Source organism: Jutongia hominis (assembly GCF_014384965.1).
GTDB lineage: Bacteria > Bacillota > Clostridia > Lachnospirales > Lachnospiraceae > Butyribacter > Butyribacter hominis.
In genome coordinates, this window is record NZ_JACRSW010000032.1 from 45,906 (window position 1) to 65,184 (window position 19,279).

20 protein-coding genes are annotated in these 19,279 nt (G+C 38.8%); 1 reads left to right on the plus strand and 19 read right to left on the minus strand.

The annotated features are described in order from the left end of the window. Positions 1-13: 13 nt before the first annotated feature. The 7 genes from H8700_RS09100 to H8700_RS09130 all read right to left on the minus strand — a co-directional run bounded on the left by H8700_RS09100 (position 14) and on the right by H8700_RS09130 (position 7,345). On the minus strand, positions 14-853 hold the full coding sequence (locus tag H8700_RS09100; protein WP_249305280.1) for a TIGR03936 family radical SAM-associated protein: 840 nt from the start codon (positions 851-853) through the stop codon (positions 14-16). Positions 854-873: 20 nt separating this feature from the next. Beyond that, positions 874-2,733 (minus strand): TIGR03960 family B12-binding radical SAM protein, encoded by a 1,860-nt coding sequence (locus tag H8700_RS09105; protein ID WP_249305282.1) that lies wholly within the window; start codon positions 2,731-2,733, stop codon positions 874-876. A 36-nt stretch (positions 2,734-2,769) separates the two neighbouring features. Further along, complete coding sequence (locus tag H8700_RS09110) at positions 2,770-3,114, minus strand: hypothetical protein (protein ID WP_022140960.1); 345 nt, start codon at positions 3,112-3,114, stop codon at positions 2,770-2,772. 69 nt (positions 3,115-3,183) lie between these two features. Further along, positions 3,184-4,197 (minus strand): NAD(P)H-dependent glycerol-3-phosphate dehydrogenase, encoded by a 1,014-nt coding sequence (locus H8700_RS09115; protein ID WP_249305284.1) that lies wholly within the window; start codon positions 4,195-4,197, stop codon positions 3,184-3,186. Further along, positions 4,190-4,834, minus strand: a complete 645-nt coding sequence (plsY, locus tag H8700_RS09120) for a glycerol-3-phosphate 1-O-acyltransferase PlsY (protein ID WP_249305287.1) — start codon at positions 4,832-4,834, stop codon at positions 4,190-4,192. Before plsY ends, H8700_RS09115 begins: the two co-directional genes overlap by 8 nt. A gap of 20 nt (positions 4,835-4,854) precedes the next feature. Continuing rightward, a complete protein-coding gene (der, locus tag H8700_RS09125) occupies positions 4,855-6,174 on the minus strand; it encodes a ribosome biogenesis GTPase Der (RefSeq protein WP_249305290.1) in 1,320 nt (439 codons plus the stop codon). Between the two features lie 46 nt (positions 6,175-6,220). Next, positions 6,221-7,345, minus strand: a complete 1,125-nt coding sequence (locus tag H8700_RS09130) for an FKBP-type peptidyl-prolyl cis-trans isomerase (protein WP_249305292.1) — start codon at positions 7,343-7,345, stop codon at positions 6,221-6,223. A 305-nt stretch (positions 7,346-7,650) separates the two neighbouring features. On the opposite strand from H8700_RS09130, the gene H8700_RS09135 reads away from it, so the two are divergent. Next, the gene (locus H8700_RS09135; RefSeq protein WP_249305294.1) at positions 7,651-8,829 is read left to right on the plus strand and encodes a ribose-phosphate pyrophosphokinase; all 1,179 of its coding nucleotides are present in this window, start codon (positions 7,651-7,653) and stop codon (positions 8,827-8,829) included. Here the strand turns inward: H8700_RS09135 and pgeF are convergent. The 12 genes from pgeF to H8700_RS09195 all read right to left on the minus strand — a co-directional run bounded on the left by pgeF (position 8,804) and on the right by H8700_RS09195 (position 19,136). After that, on the minus strand, positions 8,804-9,769 hold the full coding sequence (gene pgeF, locus H8700_RS09140) for a peptidoglycan editing factor PgeF (RefSeq protein WP_249305296.1): 966 nt from the start codon (positions 9,767-9,769) through the stop codon (positions 8,804-8,806). The two genes, H8700_RS09135 and pgeF, sit on opposite strands and share 26 nt — an antisense overlap. 104 nt (positions 9,770-9,873) lie before the next feature. Next, positions 9,874-10,245, minus strand: a complete 372-nt coding sequence (locus H8700_RS09145) for a YraN family protein (RefSeq protein ID WP_022140953.1) — start codon at positions 10,243-10,245, stop codon at positions 9,874-9,876. After that, the gene (locus H8700_RS09150; RefSeq protein ID WP_022140952.1) at positions 10,227-10,583 is read right to left on the minus strand and encodes an EscU/YscU/HrcU family type III secretion system export apparatus switch protein; all 357 of its coding nucleotides are present in this window, start codon (positions 10,581-10,583) and stop codon (positions 10,227-10,229) included. The genes H8700_RS09145 and H8700_RS09150 overlap by 19 nt, the downstream gene beginning before the upstream one ends. 45 nt (positions 10,584-10,628) lie before the next feature. After that, complete coding sequence (rnhB, locus tag H8700_RS09155; protein ID WP_022140951.1) at positions 10,629-11,390, minus strand: ribonuclease HII; 762 nt, start codon at positions 11,388-11,390, stop codon at positions 10,629-10,631. Positions 11,391-11,426: 36 nt separating this feature from the next. Continuing rightward, positions 11,427-12,275: a ribosome biogenesis GTPase YlqF gene (gene ylqF / locus H8700_RS09160; RefSeq protein ID WP_022140950.1), complete on the minus strand. Its 849-nt coding sequence runs from the start codon at positions 12,273-12,275 to the stop codon at positions 11,427-11,429. A gap of 17 nt (positions 12,276-12,292) precedes the next feature. Then, positions 12,293-12,883 carry a signal peptidase I gene (lepB, locus tag H8700_RS09165; protein WP_249305298.1) on the minus strand — a complete coding sequence of 197 codons (591 nt, stop codon included), beginning with the start codon at positions 12,881-12,883 and terminating at the stop codon, positions 12,293-12,295. A gap of 12 nt (positions 12,884-12,895) precedes the next feature. Continuing rightward, a complete protein-coding gene (locus H8700_RS09170) occupies positions 12,896-13,717 on the minus strand; it encodes an adaptor protein MecA (RefSeq protein WP_022140948.1) in 822 nt (273 codons plus the stop codon). 412 nt (positions 13,718-14,129) lie between these two features. Further along, the gene (locus H8700_RS09175) at positions 14,130-14,948 is read right to left on the minus strand and encodes an undecaprenyl-diphosphate phosphatase (protein ID WP_249305300.1); all 819 of its coding nucleotides are present in this window, start codon (positions 14,946-14,948) and stop codon (positions 14,130-14,132) included. A 272-nt stretch (positions 14,949-15,220) separates the two neighbouring features. After that, positions 15,221-16,258 carry an electron transfer flavoprotein subunit alpha/FixB family protein gene (locus H8700_RS09180; RefSeq protein WP_022140946.1) on the minus strand — a complete coding sequence of 346 codons (1,038 nt, stop codon included), beginning with the start codon at positions 16,256-16,258 and terminating at the stop codon, positions 15,221-15,223. Between the two features lie 26 nt (positions 16,259-16,284). Next, a complete protein-coding gene (locus tag H8700_RS09185; protein WP_022140945.1) occupies positions 16,285-17,067 on the minus strand; it encodes an electron transfer flavoprotein subunit beta/FixA family protein in 783 nt (260 codons plus the stop codon). Between the two features lie 29 nt (positions 17,068-17,096). Then, positions 17,097-18,266: an acyl-CoA dehydrogenase gene (locus H8700_RS09190; protein WP_022140944.1), complete on the minus strand. Its 1,170-nt coding sequence runs from the start codon at positions 18,264-18,266 to the stop codon at positions 17,097-17,099. Between the two features lie 30 nt (positions 18,267-18,296). After that, on the minus strand, positions 18,297-19,136 hold the full coding sequence (locus tag H8700_RS09195) for a 3-hydroxyacyl-CoA dehydrogenase NAD-binding domain-containing protein (RefSeq protein ID WP_249305302.1): 840 nt from the start codon (positions 19,134-19,136) through the stop codon (positions 18,297-18,299). Between the last annotated feature and the right edge of the window lie 143 nt (positions 19,137-19,279).

Genomic DNA, 19,279 nt, shown 5'->3' on the forward strand with positions numbered 1-19,279 from the left:
TAACATATATCGTTTATTTTGCTTCATATTCGGATAATGGAACCAGATCACACTTTACTTCTGTAGCAAATGTATGGATCTCTCCTTTTTTGCCATTCTGATCTGCATACATCTCAATACGGTGGATCTGATAGTCCAGCACATTAAACTCCTGTCCCTCTTCATGGCATAAAGCTTCTAATACAAGCTCCGGTTTGATATTTACAATACTCCCGGCTGTCAGCTCACAATAAAACAATGGATCGTATTCTTCTGTATCAAGCTTACTTTTTCCATATGAAACCTTTGTAAATGCTTCGAACTCTTTTGGATCTGTTTTAATACAATAGATATTATTGCGGATATCCACTAATTTTTCCGATCGCTTTGTCTTTTTAACAATTTCTATCTTATCTTTTTTAGCCAGATTTTCAACTGCCTTCTTACAGTACTCTTTGTCTTGTAAGAAATTGTACTTTCCTTTTTTTAAGGCTACTACATAATCACAGGCTGCAAGTACTGCCATAGATGTTTTAGCTTCTTCTTTTAAAATAGTAAACTCTTTGACACAGATCTCGTCATTCATTGCTTCATTAATCTGTTCTACGATTCCTTGTACATCCTGTGTATCATCCAGAACAATATCCAGATATTCTGCATCACTGCTTAATCCGATTCCAAGCGGAGAAGCAAAAGACATCAACTGATGCGGGGAATATCCCTGACTGTAACTGATCGCGATCTTTGCTCTGCGGAATGCTTTCTGAAAAAAACGCATCAGATCCAGATGACCAATAAAGCGCATTGATCCCACTTTTGAAAATTTTATTCTTGCTTTCATCTTTTTAGTCACTCCATTCTGTTTTCTTTCCATGCATATCTGCTTCGTACTTTTTAGGATTCCACACAGACACCGCAGCCAAACTTTGCAGCACCGCATCCGGCACATTTTGCACGACAGTTCGGTGTTACGACTGCTTCTTTCGAACGCTCATATTCACGGTATAAAAATCTCTTTGTCACACCGATATCAATGAAATCCCATGGAAAGATCTCTTCTTTGCCTCGTTCCCTTTTCAGATAAAAGTTCATATCAACATTGTGATCGGCAAATGCTTCTAACCATTTGTCATAATGAAAATATTCTGTCCATGCATCATAAATGCATCCACTCTGATATGCCTGTAAGATCACATCATTCAATTTTCTGTCTCCACGGGCAAATACACCTTCTAACTCGGAAACATCTGCATCGTGACAGTTATATTTGATACTCTTTGCATTAAGCTGTGACTTTACTTTATCTAACAGGAAAAACCTCTTTTCTCTGGCCTCTTCTTTAGATACCATCGGTGACCACTGAAACGGTGTGAATGGCTTTGGTACAAAGATCGATGTACTTGTTACGATCTGCACTTTTCCCTGACGTTCTTCCTTTGGAAGTGTGTAATATTCTCTTGCAATCTTGTCCGATAAAACAGCAATCTGTTCGATATCATCATATTCTTCCCCCGGCAGTCCGAGCATAAAATACAGTTTGACACGGTTCCATCCACCCACAAAGGCATCCATGGCACCTTTTAAGATCACTTCTTCGGTAAGACCTTTATTGATCACATTACGCATGCGCTGTGAACCGGCTTCCGGTGCAAAGGTCAGACTGCTTTTACGAATATCCTGTACTTTTGACATCACATCTAACGCAAATGCATCAATACGAAGTGAAGGCAACGAAATATTCACGCCTTTATCGCGATATTCGTCGATCAGCCAGTATACAAGTTCCGGGAGTTCTTTATAATCACTTGAACTTAATGAACTAAGTGAGATCTCATCGTGTCCGGTTGATTCTAACATCACTTTGGCACGCTGCTTTAAAAAATCAAGACTGCGTGGACGGATCGGACGATATAACATGCCCGCCTGACAGAAACGACAGCCTCGTATACATCCTCTCTGGATTTCTAAGACAACACGGTCCTGTGTTACTTTAATATATGGCACAAGGGGTTTTTCCGGATAATAGGTATCCGACATATCACATTCTACCTGCTTGATCACGGTATCCGGTGCTTCTTTGACCAGTTTATCAAAAGAAGCGATCGTTCCATCCTCGTTATAAGAAGCCTCATAAAATTGTGGTACATAAATTCCCGGAACCTGTGCTGCCATTTTCAAAAATTCGATACGTTCTTTGCCGGAATGTTTCCACTCTTTATAACGATCAAGTAATTCACGATATACCGTCTCCCCTTCACCGATATAAAACATATCAAAAAAATCTGCGATCGGTTCCGGATTATAGGTACATGGACCTCCACCGATTACAAAAGGATCCTCCATTGTACGGTCTTGGGCACACAATGGAATTCCTGACAGATCAAGCACCTGCAAAATATTTGTATAACACATTTCATACTGGATCGTAATTCCAAGAAAGTCAAAATCCTTGATCGGTTCCTGACTTTCTAACGCAAACAAAGGAATATGCTCCTTGCGCATGATCTCATCTAAATCTACCCATGGCGAATAGACTCGTTCGCAATAAACATCGTCCCACTGATTGAACATATCATATAAAATCTGAATTCCAAGATGTGACATACCAATCTCATACACATCCGGAAAACACATACAAAAGCGAACGTCTACTGCTCTGGGATCTTTTTGCACCATATTGATCTCACCACCAATATAGCGGGCAGGTTTTTCTATGGATAATAGTATTTCATCACTTAATGCGAGTTTTCTCATATTCCTTTGTTTTCCTCCATCTTTCTCTATGACTCTTTATTTTGGATTATCATCCAAATGAATATTTTTCATCACTGCTGTAATCTGATCGACTACGATCTGCCAATGGCTGTCATTGTTAAGAAGCTGTTTGACCGTTTCTTTGTTATACGAACCAATCGATACCTGAAAATGAAATGCCATCACCAGTAGCAAAAAAAGCATCCCCGCAATAAGCATACGAACCATGCCAAAGGGATGCCCCTCTTTTGGATTAACTCCATTTTCTCTTTTTTGTCTGATTTCTCTATGAAATCCTGTATCAAAAGAAGACTTTGCTTCTAATATTTTATCCGAACGACGCATTGTCTGTTCTGTATTCATTTCTTCCGGTAATGCCATATTCGTCTTTCCTTTCCAAATTTAGCTATGAAAAACTATATGACATGCACTTTTAAAATATGCCTGCTTTTATTCTAACCAGCCAAGTTCAGGATATTCCATACATTTATCACGAGTCAGTAAGATTGTGATCGCATCAACGGCTTTCATCCCGTCAAAAAGAACGTGACAGATCGTTTCCACGATCGGCATTGATACCTGATATTTCTGTGCCAGCTTTAATACGGCTTTGGCAGAATAAACACCTTCTACCACTTGCTTGACTTCAGTTAAGGCATCTTCTACCGAGTAGCCTTTTCCGATCAGATAGCCGGCGTTATGATTACGGCTATGCTCACTGGTGCAGGTAACGATCAGATCACCGATACCGGATAAACCGCCCATGGTCTCTTTCTTAGCACCCATAGCTGTTCCCAAGCGGGTGATCTCAGCAATACCACGAGTGATCAAAGCAGCTTTTGTATTATCGCCACAACCTAAACCGTCACAGGCACCTGCTGCTAATGCAATGACGTTTTTTACAGATCCGCCAAGCTCAATTCCGATGATATCAGGGCTGATATATACACGAAAACGCTCATTCATAAAGATTTCCTGTATGTAGATTGCCGTTGCTTTACTTGCCGAACCGACTACAACTGTCGTTGGCATAGCGATCGCAACTTCCTCTGCATGACTTGGACCTGATAAAACCGATACATCAGCCTGTGGGATCTCTTCAACTAAAATATCTCTTAAAGTCGATAATGTAGTTTCTTCAATACCTTTTGCTACATTGACAATCTTTTGTCCCTCCGGTATCAGAGCAGAGACTTCCTTGGCTACACTTCTTACAAACGGAGATGCTACCGAAAAAACAACCAGATCACGATCAGTAAGAGCTTCTTTCAGATTGCTTGTGATCACGATTGAATCCGGCAGCTTCACACCTGGGAGACGATCTTTATGCTCTCTGTTTTCTTTTAACATATTGACTTCTGCTTCTACTTTTGACCATACAATCACATCATGACCATGTTTTGCAAGCATAACTGCTAATGCAGTTCCCCAACTGCCGGCTCCTAAAAAACTTACTTTACTCATTTGCACCAGCCTCCTTCTCACTTTTACTTTTCCATAATTTATTCTCATTGCCATTGATCAATCGAACAATATTCTGACGATGCTGGTAATAAGCAAACATTGTAAATAACAGGCTGATAAAAACCATATGAAAGAACTTTTCATCATGATAATGGAATATTACCGTATTAAACGGAATATACCATGCCACAAGTAAAGAACCTACTGATACATATCTTGTCAATGCAACCGCAGCAACAAAAATGGCCAGGCCGATCGGAATCATGATCGGATTGGCAGCAGACATGACAACTGCCGCAGTCACTGCAATTCCTTTTCCGCCTTTGAATCCAAGATAAAACGGATAATTATGGCCTAATACAACACCAAGACCGCAATACAGCGATAACAGATACCAGTCATTGTGTACCGGAATGCAATGGCGGATCAAAAGAATCGGAATGATTGCTTTTGCCAGATCACCGACAAACGTAATGATTGCCGGTATCACGCCAAAGTTTCTAAGTACATTTGTCGTTCCTGCATTGCCGCTTCCTAACTCACGAATATCTTTGTGAAAGAACTTTCCGACAAAATATCCGGTTGAAATACAACCGCAAAAATATCCTACAACTAAACATAAAATGATCTCTATCATTGACCTGCTCCTCTATGTTTTTATTTTTCTTTTCTTTCGCGTATAAAGAATTTCAATGATGTTCCTTTGAAACCAAATGCTTCACGGATCTTATTTTCAAGATAACGTGTATAAGAAAAATGCATCAGTTTCTTATCATTGACAAAAATAACAAACGTAGGCGGTTTGATACTTACCTGCGTCATATAATAAATCTTTAAGCGTCTTCCCTTATCAGAAGGCGGTTGCTGCATGGCAACTGCTTCGGCTAAGATATCATTTAATACACCTGTCTGTACACGCATCTGCTGATTCTGGATCACCATATCGAGTACATCAAAAATCTTCGGAATACGCTGTCCCGTCATAGCCGAAATAAAGATAATCTCTGCATATGGCATAAATGACAAAATATCACGGATATCTTCGGTAAATTTTCTTACGGTATGATTATCCTTTTCAATCAGATCCCATTTATTGACGGCAATAATAATGCCACGTCCCCTGTCATGTGCGATTCCGGCAATCTTGGCATCCTGTTCGGTCACACCTTCCACGGCGTCGATTACAAGGATCACAACATCGGCACGCTCAACTGCAGATACAGTACGCAAAATACTATATCGTTCAATCTCTTCTTTAATCTTATTCTTACGTCGGAGTCCGGCTGTATCAATAAAGACATATTCTTTGTCATCCCATGTGACAGCGGTATCGATCGCGTCTCTTGTCGTACCGGCTACATCCGATACGATCACACGGTTTTCACCAAGAAGCTTATTGATGATCGATGACTTACCGGCATTTGGCTTACCAACTAACGCAATACGCGGTCTTTCATCTTCTTCCTGCTCTACATCCTGCGGAAAAAGAGCTGTTACCTCATCTAACATATCACCGATACCAAGCTTGGCTAATGAAGAAACCGGATGTGGATCACCGATTCCAAGATTATAAAACTCATAGACATCCGGCATCATCTTGTCAAAATTATCAACCTTATTGACAACTAAAACAACCTTTTTTTGTGCTTTACGAAGCATATCTGCCACTTTATAATCCGCATCCACAAGTCCCTGCTTAACATCAACAATAAACATGACAACATCTGCCATTTCAATCGCCATCTCTGCCTGTTCACGCATATCACGCAACATCTGGTTATGTGTATCCGGTTCAATTCCACCGGTATCCATGATCGTAAAATTATATTTTAACCAGCTTACATCCGCATAGATACGGTCTCTTGTAACTCCCGGTGTATCTTTTACGATTGCAATTCGTTCTCCCGCCATCATATTAAACAAAGTAGACTTCCCTACATTTGGTCTTCCTACGATAGCAACGATAGGTTTACTCATAGTACACTCCAATCTATCTTTTCATTTACCAATTTCTTTTTTGTGTTTAAGATTCCTTTACATTTCCAGCAAGATAATCTGCTACTTTATCATATAAGAGATCATTGTAAATAATACTCTTTGCTGTCACACCATATGTGCTTGTAAATTTCTTATTCAACGCTTTCTCATCCTTTGCACTGTAATTTTTCAAATATGTTTTTAATTCTGTCTGATAATCTTTATCTGAAACCGTCAGGTTTTCAGCCTGTGCAATCGCATTGTAAAGAATACGGCTTGCAAGTTCATCCTTTGCCGTTGATTCTACCTGCTTGTTATATGCATCTTCTGTTGAATTCATCTGTGCTAAATAATCCTTTAAAGTTGCATTGTTCTGCTTTAAATACGTCTCGATCGAAGTTGTAAGCTGCTTTTTCATTGCATTCAATTCAGCCTTCGGATACTTCTTTATTTTGGAATCATCTGTCACTTTTGAGACGGCAAGTGAACGGATCACAGAAGTTCTTGTCTGTGTCTTATAGTCTTGCACAGAAGTATAATCTGTCAGATTCTTCTTTATAAATGCATCGTTAAGCTTTGGCTCGATCTTCTTTCCCTGTTTGGAGTTGATAGTTACGGTAAAGACAGCCGCCTTACCTGACAGATCCGTATTCGATGTATATGGATCCGGGAATGTAACATTGATATCATAGGTCTTGCCAATTGTCTTTCCGATCAACTGATCTTCAAAGCCAGCAATAAATGTGCCGGAACCAATCTCTAGATCATATCCTTCCGGTGAAGTCTCTTTTGTTAAAGAACCGCCATCAAAGGCTTTGCCATCTACTTTTCCCTCATAATAGATATTAACGGTATCACCTTTTTTTACTTTTCCTTTTTTAATCTTTTTGTAGCTTGTATAACTTTCTAAATCCTGTGCGATCTTACTTTCTACCTGCTTATCAATATCTGCAGTCTTTAAATTGATCGTCTTATAATCAGAAAGTGTGATATATGATTTTGCGTTTTTGATCTCAGTCAGTTCGGAAGTTGATGATTCAGACTTTTTTGAACTGCTCTTTCCATTCGTGATCGCATTTTTTAAGCGATCTCCTGCAGCACATCCGGTCAGGGAACTTACCGTCAGACCTGCACATAAAAAAACTGTAAGTAATTTTTTTGTATTCTTCAAAATTCTTTCCTCCAAATCTTTCTTCTATGCTTTCTAACTTCTAACAACTTTTTACTGTCGTCAGGCAGTGTTTAGAATGCATAATCCTTATATCCCATATATTATCAAATATGAAAGATACCTAACCTATACATTTATATCATATATTACGAAAGGTGTCAAAAGTCTGTTCAAAAGCGTTGACGGTCTATTCAAAAAGAGATATATTATTGTAGGATAACAAGCGATAAGCGATTAAAGCATATGCTTACCATTACCTGAATGAAAATGGTAAGAAGAAAATAAAATAGAAATGGAGAAAATAAATGGCTGGAAGAAAATTTCAAGACACAATGCCTCTGGCTCCCCTAAAGATTGTAGCACTTGGAAATTGTGAAGAGATTGGCAAAAAAATTGATTCGATCATTGTTCAAAGACGTAAAGAAGCATATGGTAAGGCAGATAAGCCCTCATTTATGCTTACGGATTATGACCGTGACACATATCTTGTTGATTATAGCTGTCCTCGTTTTGGAACAGGCGAAGGGAAAGCCGTGATCAATGAATCGATCCGTGGTTCGGATCTCTTTATCATTGCTGATACAGTAAATTATAATGAAATGTATTCTATGCATGGAGATCATACCAATATGTCTCCGGATGATCATTTTATGGATTTAAAGAGAATCATTATGGCTTGCAGCGGACAGCCAAAGAGAATTACCGTGATCATGCCTTATTTGTACGAAGGCCGCCAGCATCTGCGCCTGATCAATGAATCATTAGACTGTGCACAGGCACTTCAGGAACTGATCGCGATGGGTGTTGAAACGATCATTACGTTTGATGCCCATGACAGCCGTGTACAAAATGCGATTCCAAACAACGGATTTGATAACTTCTTTACGACATACCAGTTTATCTCGGAAATCTTATCCACCAATCCGGATCTGAATGTTGATCCCGACCATTTGATGATGATCAGCCCGGATGAAGGAGGTATGCGCCGTGCCGTCTATTACGCAAGCTTACTTGGCATAGAAATGGGTATGTTCTACCGCAGAAGAGATTATTCTTATATGGTAAATGGAGAGCATCCGGTTGTATCTGTCGAATTTCTTGGAAATGATGTTGAAGGAAAAGACGTAATCATTGTGGACGATATGATTGCTTCCGGCAAAACAGCACTTAGTGTAGCCCGTGAATTAAAGAACAGAAAAGCCCGCAAGGTTTTGATCTGTTCTACCTTCGGACTTTTTTCTAATGGTTTTGCACATCTTGATAAAGCTTATGAGGACGGACTTTTTGATGCAATCTATACAACCAATCTTTGCTATTGTCCAAAAGATCTTCGTGAAAAACCTTATTATCATAATGTTGATCTGAGCAAATATATTGCATTGATCGTTGATACATTAAATCATGATACTTCTGTCAATGAGATCCTTGATGCAACCAATCGTATTCAGGAACTTGTGATCAAACACAACCAGAAGAAAGACTGATAAAACCATTTAAATTGCCACGCTTTCCTTTTGAAGCACGATGCGAATACAAAAGCTTTGGATTACAGCAGGTACAAAGACCGGACAGGTGTATATTTTCTTTTTTGACACCTGCATCTAAAAATTGTAATTCATTGGCTTTCCAAAGGTTAAGCTGATATTTCTTTTTTGGTACATCGGAACAATATGCTATTTCTTTCATTTGTTCCGGTGTATATTTTTTTTTAAATTCTTCAATCACATCCACACTTACCTCATAACAGTCTGCACAGATCGATGGTCCGATGACTACGATCAAATCTTTGGCCATCGTTCCAAACAGTTCATGCATTTTTTGAATTGTCTTTGTACCGATCTTCCCTACCGTTCCACGCCAGCCCGAATGTGACGATGCAATGATATGTCTGACCGGATCGTAAAAAAATAACGGAACACAATCTGCATAAGAAGTGGCGAGACATATTTCTCTTTGATCTGTCACAAGACCATCAATGCTTTTTAATTTCTTTTTGATCTGCTCCATGCAGCTATCTTCTTTTGTAACATATCTGATTTTGGTATCGTGAACCTGATCAGATAGGACAAGATTCCCAGCATGAATTCCGGCACTTTTACAGATCCTTTGATAGTTTCGCTCCACGGTTTCTAAAGAATCTCCACGCTCAAATCCAAGATTTAAAGAAGAAAGATATCCTGTACTTTCCCCACCAAATCTCGTTGAAAAGAATGCGTTGACTTCTTCGTAATCATCAAATGCGTGAAAACGTATCAAAGGTACTTCGTGTTTTGTACAAAGATAACATTCCTTCTCCAGATCAAAATAATCTTTCTTTTTTGCATTATAAACGGCATGTTTCCAAAGTGTATCAACCTCTTTGGTATTCTTTTCATTCACTCCTTCTTCACTGTAAAAAGTATTATGTTCTTTTACCTCTGTCATACCCTTTTTCCTCTTTTCTATTTCTGTTTCTATTCTTTTTGGTATTATCGTAACTAAGATCCATATTGGTATTTTGTATTTATTTTGCTGATACTACGCATTTTTTACATGAAATACGATTCAAAAGCATTCACAATATGCTGCATCGTATCACCTTGTATTGCGATCACATCGAAACGACAAGGAGTATCTTCCGGATAACCGTTTTGATACAGATAACACTGAGCTGAACGGATAATATGACGTTGTTTTTGTAATGTAACAGCTTCTAATGCACTTGTACTCTTTTTTTTCGAACGATATTTCACCTCGACAAAGACCAGATAGTTCTGATCGACAGCAATAATATCAATCTCTCCCTGTTTACAATAATAATTTCTCGCAATGATACGATAACCTTTTTGCTTTAAAAACAAAACAGCCTCTTGTTCATAGGCTGTTCCGATTTTACGACGATCTATTTTTTCTTTTTCCATCCATCTTCCCCTTTTTGATCCATTCTGCCCTTGATACGATCCATCGCATCAACATAGACAAGAACTTCCGCTACTACCTGATATAATTCTTTGGGAATATATTCTCCAATCTCAAGATTTGACAGACTGTTTGCCAGCTTTTCATCCTGATGTACCGGAATATCATATTCTTGTGCTTTATCAATGATCTTATCCGCTAAATGACCTCGACCGCTTGCAATTACTTTTGGTGCTTCTTCATCTGGATTATATTCCAATGCAATAGCAGATTTATGCATAGAATCATCTACAATGTCGCGCCCATAAACCACTTTTTTCTTATTCTTTTCATCTGCCATAAGAAACCTCCCTGCTGCTATGCTTCTGTCCTTCCCTGTTTCTTATTATATAAACTTCTGTATAAAACTCTCCCGATGGATCGGACATGGTCCGTATTTTTTTAATGCTTCGATATGTGCAGCTGAACCATACCCCTTATGCTGTGCAAAACCATACTCCGGATAAGCCTCATCAAGCTCTACCATCATATGATCTCTTGTGACTTTGGCTAAAATGCTCGCTGCAGCGATCGATACACTCTTTGCATCTCCTTTGACAATTCCCACCTGTTTTGTTGTAACCTCAGGTATCGTGACTGCATCAACTAATAGCATATCCGGTGCAGGATTTAACTTACAGATTGCCTGTCGCATTGCTTCATAAGTTGCCTGTAAAATATTGATCTGATCTATTCTTTGTGGTGAAACAATCCCAACACTATATGTAATTGCTTTTTCACAGATTTCATCATACAATTGTTCTCTTTTTTGTTCACTGAGCTTTTTGGAATCATTCAGATACAAAATCGTCGCATCAGGCGGCAGAATGCAAGCCCCCGCCACAACCGGTCCTGCAAGCGGTCCACGGCCGGCTTCATCAATTCCACAGATCAATGAATACTCTGCCCCATACTTTTTTTCAAAGAAATGCATTTGTTCTAAACGTAGCATTTCTTTTTGCAAAGCAAGTTCCTTTTTATGATATTTTTCAATCAGATTTTGTACCCCTTTACGTGGATCTGACTGATATGCATCTAACAGACTTTTTCTTTGCTCCTTCGAAGCCTGCTCTAATTCCTGTCTGATCTGTATAATGGATTTACTCATATACATTTGTTCCTTTCTGCCCTACTGCCAAAAAATCTAGTTTTCCTGTGGCTCTTCCAAACTGATTTTTCCAAGCTTACCGGCACGGAAATCATCCACCAGACATTTTCCGGCCTTGTCTACATCATAGACGCCACCTGTTTTCATATAACCACGGCGCACCGCAATCTTTTCAAGAAGCTGTGCAGACTCTTCTTCTCTATCGATCTGGTAAAAGTCCGATACCGCATTTGGATAATTTTGTGTCAGATAATCAAGCAATAATACACTCAATTCATATATATTAAAAAGATCATCCTTGATCGAGCCAATAAATGCCAGACGAAGTCCAACTGTCTGGTCCTCAAACTTTGGCCACAAAATACCCGGTGTATCTAATAATTCTACGTTTTTATTCAAGCGGATCCACTGCTTTCCTTTTGTTACACCCGGTTTATTACCTGTCTTTGCACAGGCTTTTTTTGCAAAACTATTAATAAAAGTAGACTTTCCTACATTCGGGATTCCAACGATCATTGCACGGATCGGACGATTTAAAATGCCTCGACGACGATCACGCTCAATCTTTGCTTTGCATGCCTCCTGGATCACACCATGTACAGCTTTGACACCATTTCCGTTTTTCGAATTTACTTTTGTAACATAATATCCTTTTTCTTCATAATAATGAATCCATTTTTCTGTGATCGCAGGATCTGCCAGATCATATTTATTCATTAAAATGATCCTTGACTTTCCATTCGCTAATTGATCAATATCAGGATTTTTGCTGCTTAACGGAACTCTTGCATCCACTAATTCAATAATCACGTCGATCAGCTTTAAATCTTCCTGCATTGCTCTTTTTGCTTTTGTCATATGTCCGGGATACCATTGAAATTGCATAACTTGCCTCTTTTCTATTATTTCTTTTTCTTAAATGCGTCAATATGACCGATCAATTCCAAACCGTTTGTTCGAATCCATGCCTTACCAACAATATTTTCTTTCATGATATTTCCTATGTTCGCATTACGACTGTCTTCACAATTGTTCCGGTTATCACATAATGCAAAATATTCGTTATCATCTAACGTAAACGCTTCTAATGCCAATCCACCATTTTCCATCTTTGGAAAATGATATTTCTCATTTAATTTATTGCCATCAATATAGACTTTTCCATCTTTTATCTGTACTTTTTCTCCGGGCAGACCAATAATACGGACAGATGTATAATAATTATGTTCTGAACCGGACTGTTCTACGACTACAACATCATTTCTTTTAACAGAATGTAAATGATATGATATTTTATTGACTAAGATCTTGTCTCCGTTTTTTAATGTCGGGGCCATACTCTGTCCGGATACGGTATATGTAACCATGCCAATGTGCGTAATTGCAAACCCGGCAAAAATAACGATCGCAATCTCAACGACCGTCAGTAGAATCTTGTAAATCAGCTGTTTTCTGGCTTCTTTTCGATTCTCCAGATCAAAATCATATTTCATTTGGAATCTCCTCTACACATATTCCTTGATTTTTTTCAATGCATGCTTTGGAATGATACAGCGATAATGCTCTTTGCAATATTGATCCACATATGGCTGTTTCGAACATAATACACCATATTCTCCCAAATGTTCACAAACATCAATATATTCTTCCAGTTTTAATTTTCCTTTTTTCACCATCAGATACCACATTCCGGTATCCTCTTCTTGGTATAATTTACTTGGAATTGTCTTTTCTAAAGAAAGACTCTGTGCAAAGCTTTCTACCATAGATAAAGAAGAGAAACGGAAAATACGTGCAGCAGATTGTTCTTTTTTCTGCTTTTCGATGTATTTCTTTTCCATCTCCTGTGCATGCTTAGCATAGCCCTCTTTGATAGTATCTTTGGATGCCCCTTTCTTATTCGCCTTTTCTTGTCCGGCATCTGGTATTATATCCATCATATCGCCTGCTTTTTCTCTTGCAGCAGCAATCTCCTTTTTTACTGCATCCAGATTTTCCATATCCTCCGGAGTCAGTTCTCCATCTTCACCGATCATTTCTGTCAGATTATGAAGCTGCTCCATCATTCCCTGAATGCCTTCTTCACTACGATCGGAAAATGTGATTACTAAAGACTCGTCCGGCATTTTCATAAGCTGCATGGAAACCATTCCACTTTCCACCTCATAACCGACTTCTTCTTCTGCACGCTCTACAAGCTGCTCTAAAAATTCTCTGGATTTCTCCTGATCCGTAAAAAAATCTTCTATCGCAAATCCGTACTCCTGCATCTCTTCTACAGACATATGGCACTGTACGGTATTTTTCCCTATTCTCTGAAATTCCATAGTATTCCCTCCTACTACAAATCATTATCCCTATCTTAATCCCTAGCCAAAATAATGTCAACATAATGCAGCCTTTTCTTTTTCATAAATATGAGCCATTTCTTTTCCATAAAACATATCATGACAATTTGCTTTCAAAAGTATGATGTATCATGAAACTTTACCGAAAAATTTCTTGTAATTTCCGTTAAAACGCCACTGCGATGCAGATAATTTCTAATACATATAAAAAGTTCCGGATAAAAAAGGGGGCATCCTGCGGATACAGGATGCCTTAGGTATGAATTGAAAAAAGGGTAGTAGGTATCAAATACCCACTAACAGTATTAGCATATACTGACTGAAAATCAATGTCAACCACACATTCGTAAAATTCTATGAATATTCTATGAATTAAACTAAATTTTTCTCATTAATGCAAAAAATAATATGCCAGAACGATCAAACCAAGAATGATACGATACCAGCCAAATACTTTAAAGTCATGCTTTTTGATAAATCCCATCAAAAACTTGATCACAAATACCGATACTACAAATGCAGTAATTGTACCGGTCAATAATACTCCGATCTCTGTTCCGGTAAAATGAAGTCCAAATCCGAACATTTTGATAAAACTTGCTCCAAACATAACCGGAATTGCAAGATAAAAAGTAAATTCTGCCGCAACAGTTCTGGATAATCCTAAGACAAGGCCACCGATGATCGTTGCACCGGAACGTGATGTACCGGGCAGCAATGCTGCGACTAATTGAAACATACCAATATAAAAAGCGTATTTGTAACTGATCTCATCAATCGTTGTCACACTTGCACTTCTTCCTTTATTCCAGTTTTCTACAATGATAAATAAAACACCAACGGTGATCAGCATGATCGCAACTGTTTGAAAATTATAAAACATTGCATCAATCTTATCGCCAAGACATAATTCCAGTATGACTGCCGGAATACATGCCACGGCAATTTTAAACCACATTGAAAACTTATCTTTTTTGATCAAGCCTTTCTGTGGTGTTGTAAACGGCCAGATATCCCAAAAGAATAATACAACAACCGCTAAGATAGCCCCTAACTGAATTACAATTAAAAACATTTCTTTAAAGTCATCTGACATCGATAATTTCACAAATTCATCAAATAAAATCATATGTCCGGTACTGCTGACCGGAAGCCATTCTGTAATTCCTTCAATAATTCCAAAGAAAAATGATATAAGATAATTTAACATAATACTCCTCATTCCCAGGCGCTTTTATACTAATGTACATACAATCCCGCTATTTTATTCCATCAGCCTGTTTTTATCCCTTCTAAGGGTTCTTGTTATTTAAGTATTCTTTTCCTGATCAAAATAGTATTCCGATCAGTCTGCTGTCTCAATAGAAAGCAATAAACCTTTTTATAAAAGAAATATCATCAGATATGAATGAAATCAATATCTGATGATATCCTTCGTCATAAATCTATCCGGAAATCCGGTTTGATGCTGGATTTATGCTATTATTTTACAACTGCTTTTAAAGCTTCTGTAAGTTTTGGAACGATCTTGTTTAAGTCGCCTACGATACCATAATCAGCCACATCAAAGATTGGAGCTGTCTCATCTTTGTTGATCGCGATGATGATATCAGACTCTTCCATACCTGCTGTATGCTGAATAGCACCTGAAATACCGATAGCAAAGTATACATTAGGACGAACAGTCTTACCTGTCTGACCTACCTGTAACTCTTTAGGCATCCAGCCGTTATCAACTACGGCACGAGAACAGCTTACTGTACCACCGATCACATCAGCTAAATCCTGAAGCATCTTGAAGTTTTCAGCACTTCCTACACCACGTCCACCAGATACAAGGATCTTAGCTTCCATGATATCAACCGTATCAGAAACTTCCTTAACGATGTCAAGGATCTCAACATATTTGTTGTTTGGAGTAAATCCTGGATTGTATTCAATTACTTCTGCTTTTGCTCCGGCAATTGGATCAATCTTCTGCATAACACCAGGACGAACTGTAGCCATCTGAGGGCGATTGTCCGGGCAAGCGATCGTAGCGATCGTGTTTCCACCGAATGCCGGACGAGTCATTAATAACTGGTTATGCTTCTGCTCTTTACCAGGAATTGGATTGATTGGGAAATCACCAATCTCAAGTACAGTACAGTCAGCAGTAAGACCTGTAGCTACTCTGGCTGATACTCTAGGACCTAAATCTCTACCGATTGCTGTAGCACCAACTAATACGATCTCAGGCTTGTATTCGTTGATAATAGATGCAACTGCATGTGCATATGGCTCTGTTCTATAATTCTTTAACTCAGGATCATCAACAACGATAACTTTGTCAGCACCGTATTCTGCTAACTGGTCTACAAGACCTTTTACATCTGATCCTAATAACATAGCTGTAACGTCTGTGTTCAAATCCTTTGCAAGCTCTTTTGCTTTACCAAGCAATTCAAAAGCAATTCCGCTTAATTCATTATCTACCTGCTGTGCAAAGACATAGACACCCTTATATTCTTCTAAACCCATTTTAGTCACCACTTTTCCTTTATTTATTAGATTACATGTTTCTCTTTTAACTTGTCCATGATATATGTTACTGCTTCGTCAGCTTCAAGAGCAACCTTTTCGCCTGCTCCCTTTCTAACCTTGTCAGAAGCCTTAGCAATCTTTGTAGGTGAGCCTGCTAAACCGAGGTTTGAATCATCTACATCTTTAAGATCAGCTCTTCCCCAAACAGTAACTTCCTTTTCGAATGCATCGAAAATTCCACCAGGAGTCATATAACGAGGCTCATTTAATTCTGAAAGTGCTGTAACAAGGCAAGGCATCTTAGCCTTTACTACATGATAGCCATCATCATACTGACGTTCAACGATCACACTGTCACCCTCAACCTTAATTGCTTTTGCATAAGAGATTACAGGGATATCAAGGTGCTCAGAGATCTGAGGACCAACCTGTGCTGTATCACCATCAATAGCCTGACGACCTGTAATGATCAAATCATAATCAATGTTTCTAAGTGCACCGGCAAGAGTCGTTGATGTAGCCCAAGTATCAGCACCACCTAAAACTCTGTCAGTTACAAGGATTCCATTGTCAGCGCCCATAGCCATAGCTTCACGAAGCACTTCATCTGCTTTTGGAAGTCCCATTGTTAATACAGTTACTTCTGCACCAACTTCATCTTTTAATCTAAGTGCTGCTTCCAAACCAGCTTTGTCATCTGGGTTCATGATTGTAAGCATAGCACCTCTGTCCAAAGTACCATCTGGATTGAATTTAACTCCGCCTTTGGTATCCGGAACCTGTTTAATACATACTACTATCTTCACGGCTTTGTCACTCCTTATCTTTTATAATATTATTTCAATAAGCTTCCAGAAATTACCATACGCTGAACTTCAGATGTTCCTTCGTAAATTTCTGTAATCTTAGCATCACGCATCATACGTTCTACATCATATTCTCTGATGTAACCATAACCACCAAATAACTGAACAGCCTTAGTTGTAACTTCCATTGCAACCTCTGCAGCAGCTAATTTAGCCATAGCAGCTTCTACAGAATAAGAAACTTTCTTACCATCAGCAAATTCCTGTTTCTTAAGAGCAGCCTTGTATACAAGCATTTTGGCAGCTTCTACCTTTGTTGCCATGTTAGCAAGCTGGAACTGAGTATTCTGCTGAGCAGAAATAGCACGTCCAAACTGCTTTCTTTCTTTTGTATACTCGATAGTTCTTTCCAAAGCACCCTCTGCAATACCAAGAGCCTGAGCAGCGATACCAATACGTCCACCATCCAGTGTATGCATAGCGATAGGGAAACCTTTTCCTCTAGGTCCGAGAATGTTCTCCTTAGGGATACGGCAATCCTGGAAGATCAATTCATATGTTGCTGAACCACGGATACCCATCTTCTTTTCTTTTGTACCAAATGTGAATCCAGGTGTTCCTTTCTCTACGATAAATGCAGAGAACTTCTTAACCTTTCTTCCACGTCTGTCTTCTACGATATCAGTGTAAGCAATGATAATATAAAAGTCAGCATATTTACCGTTTGTAATGAAGCACTTAGATCCGTTAAGAACCCACTCATCACCATCTAAAACAGCCTTAGTCTGAACACCCTGTGCGTCAGTACCTGCACCCGGCTCTGTAAGACCGAAAGCACCGATCTTCTCACCCTTTGCAAGCGGAACTAAGTATTTCTGTTTCTGCTCTTCTGTACCGTATGTTAAGATTGGATCTGCACAAAGAGATGTATGAGCAGAAACAACAACACCTGTTGTAGCACAAACTTTTGATAACTCTTCTACGCACATGATGTAAGATAAAATATCTGCACCCTGTCCACCGTACTCCTTAGGAACCGGAATACCTAAAAATCCTAATTTTCCCATCTTCTGAACGTTCTCAAGAGGGAACTGCTCTGTCTCATCAACTTCCTGAGCCATAGGTTTAACTTCGTTTTCAGCAAAATCTTTGAACAGCTTTCTAACCATTTCATGCTGTTTACTTAATGTAAAATCCATGCTTCGTTTTACCACCTTTCCAAATTATATCTATTTACTGTAATCGTAGAAACCGATACCAGTCTTTCTACCAAGCTTACCGGCACGAACCATCTTTCTAAGAAGAACGTGTGCACGATATTTTGGATCACCAGTCTCATGGTAAAGTACATCCATGATAGCGAGGCAGATATCAAGACCAACTAAGTCACCTAATGCTAAAGGTCCCATTGGATGATTTGCGCCAAGCTGCATAGCTGTATCAATACCTTCAACAGATGCAACACCATCTGCAAGGATACCAACTGCTTCGTTGATCATTGGGATAAGAATTCTGTTTACAACAAAGCCAGGAGCTTCTTTTACTTCTACAGGAGTCTTACCGATCTCTTTTGAAATTGCAACAATCTTGTCGTTTACTTCATCTGTAGTATTCTCACCACGGATTACTTCGATCAGCTTCATTACAGGAGCCGGATTGAAGAAGTGCATACCGATTACAGGTCTGTCGATGTCTGCACCGATTTCTGTAACAGATAATGAAGATGTATTTGTAGCAAAGATACAATCTTTCTTACAGATATCCTGTAACTCTTTGAATGTCTGTTTCTTGATATCCATAACTTCAAGAGCAGCTTCAACGATCAGATCACAATCTGTACAAATCTCTTTTGTACCTGTTGTGATTTTTGCAAGGATAGCGTCAGCAGCAGCCTGCTCCATCTTTCCTTTTGCAACTCTTTTTTCAAAACCTTTTGCAATCTTATTCTTACCGTTTGCAGCAAATTCATCATTGATATCGCATAAGCAAACTTCATAACCTTCTGTCTGAGCAAATGCCTGAGCAATGCCAGAACCCATAGTACCTGCACCAATTACTCCAACTTTCATTTTATTACCTCCATTAATTAAGCAAAGAATCTTCTTTGCATTTATTTTAACAATGCTTCATCTGTCTGCCGGCCTGTAATGACAGAACAATAAGAAATCTCTTTTGTTCTGTCATTACAGTGCAAACAGACAAAACACCATTT

Bases quoted from the DNA above. Each gene is read 5' to 3' on its own strand.
- H8700_RS09100 (WP_249305280.1), bottom strand. From the start codon at position 853: ATGGAAAGAAAACAGAATGGAGTGACTAAAAAGATGAAAGCAAGAATA.
- H8700_RS09105 (WP_249305282.1), bottom strand. From the start codon at position 2,733: ATGAGAAAACTCGCATTAAGTGATGAAATACTATTATCCATAGAAAAA.
- H8700_RS09110 (WP_022140960.1), bottom strand. From the start codon at position 3,114: ATGGCATTACCGGAAGAAATGAATACAGAACAGACAATGCGTCGTTCG.
- H8700_RS09115 (WP_249305284.1), bottom strand. From the start codon at position 4,197: ATGAGTAAAGTAAGTTTTTTAGGAGCCGGCAGTTGGGGAACTGCATTA.
- plsY (WP_249305287.1), bottom strand. From the start codon at position 4,834: ATGATAGAGATCATTTTATGTTTAGTTGTAGGATATTTTTGCGGTTGT.
- der (WP_249305290.1), bottom strand. From the start codon at position 6,174: ATGAGTAAACCTATCGTTGCTATCGTAGGAAGACCAAATGTAGGGAAG.
- H8700_RS09135 (WP_249305294.1), top strand. From the start codon at position 7,651: ATGGCTGGAAGAAAATTTCAAGACACAATGCCTCTGGCTCCCCTAAAG.
- pgeF (WP_249305296.1), bottom strand. From the start codon at position 9,769: ATGACAGAGGTAAAAGAACATAATACTTTTTACAGTGAAGAAGGAGTG.
- H8700_RS09145 (WP_022140953.1), bottom strand. From the start codon at position 10,245: ATGGAAAAAGAAAAAATAGATCGTCGTAAAATCGGAACAGCCTATGAA.
- H8700_RS09150 (WP_022140952.1), bottom strand. From the start codon at position 10,583: ATGGCAGATGAAAAGAATAAGAAAAAAGTGGTTTATGGGCGCGACATT.
- rnhB (WP_022140951.1), bottom strand. From the start codon at position 11,390: ATGAGTAAATCCATTATACAGATCAGACAGGAATTAGAGCAGGCTTCG.
- ylqF (WP_022140950.1), bottom strand. From the start codon at position 12,275: ATGCAATTTCAATGGTATCCCGGACATATGACAAAAGCAAAAAGAGCA.
- lepB (WP_249305298.1), bottom strand. From the start codon at position 12,883: ATGAAATATGATTTTGATCTGGAGAATCGAAAAGAAGCCAGAAAACAG.
- H8700_RS09170 (WP_022140948.1), bottom strand. From the start codon at position 13,717: ATGGAATTTCAGAGAATAGGGAAAAATACCGTACAGTGCCATATGTCT.
- H8700_RS09175 (WP_249305300.1), bottom strand. From the start codon at position 14,948: ATGTTAAATTATCTTATATCATTTTTCTTTGGAATTATTGAAGGAATT.
- H8700_RS09180 (WP_022140946.1), bottom strand. From the start codon at position 16,258: ATGGGTTTAGAAGAATATAAGGGTGTCTATGTCTTTGCACAGCAGGTA.
- H8700_RS09190 (WP_022140944.1), bottom strand. From the start codon at position 18,266: ATGGATTTTACATTAAGTAAACAGCATGAAATGGTTAGAAAGCTGTTC.
- H8700_RS09195 (WP_249305302.1), bottom strand. From the start codon at position 19,136: ATGAAAGTTGGAGTAATTGGTGCAGGTACTATGGGTTCTGGCATTGCT.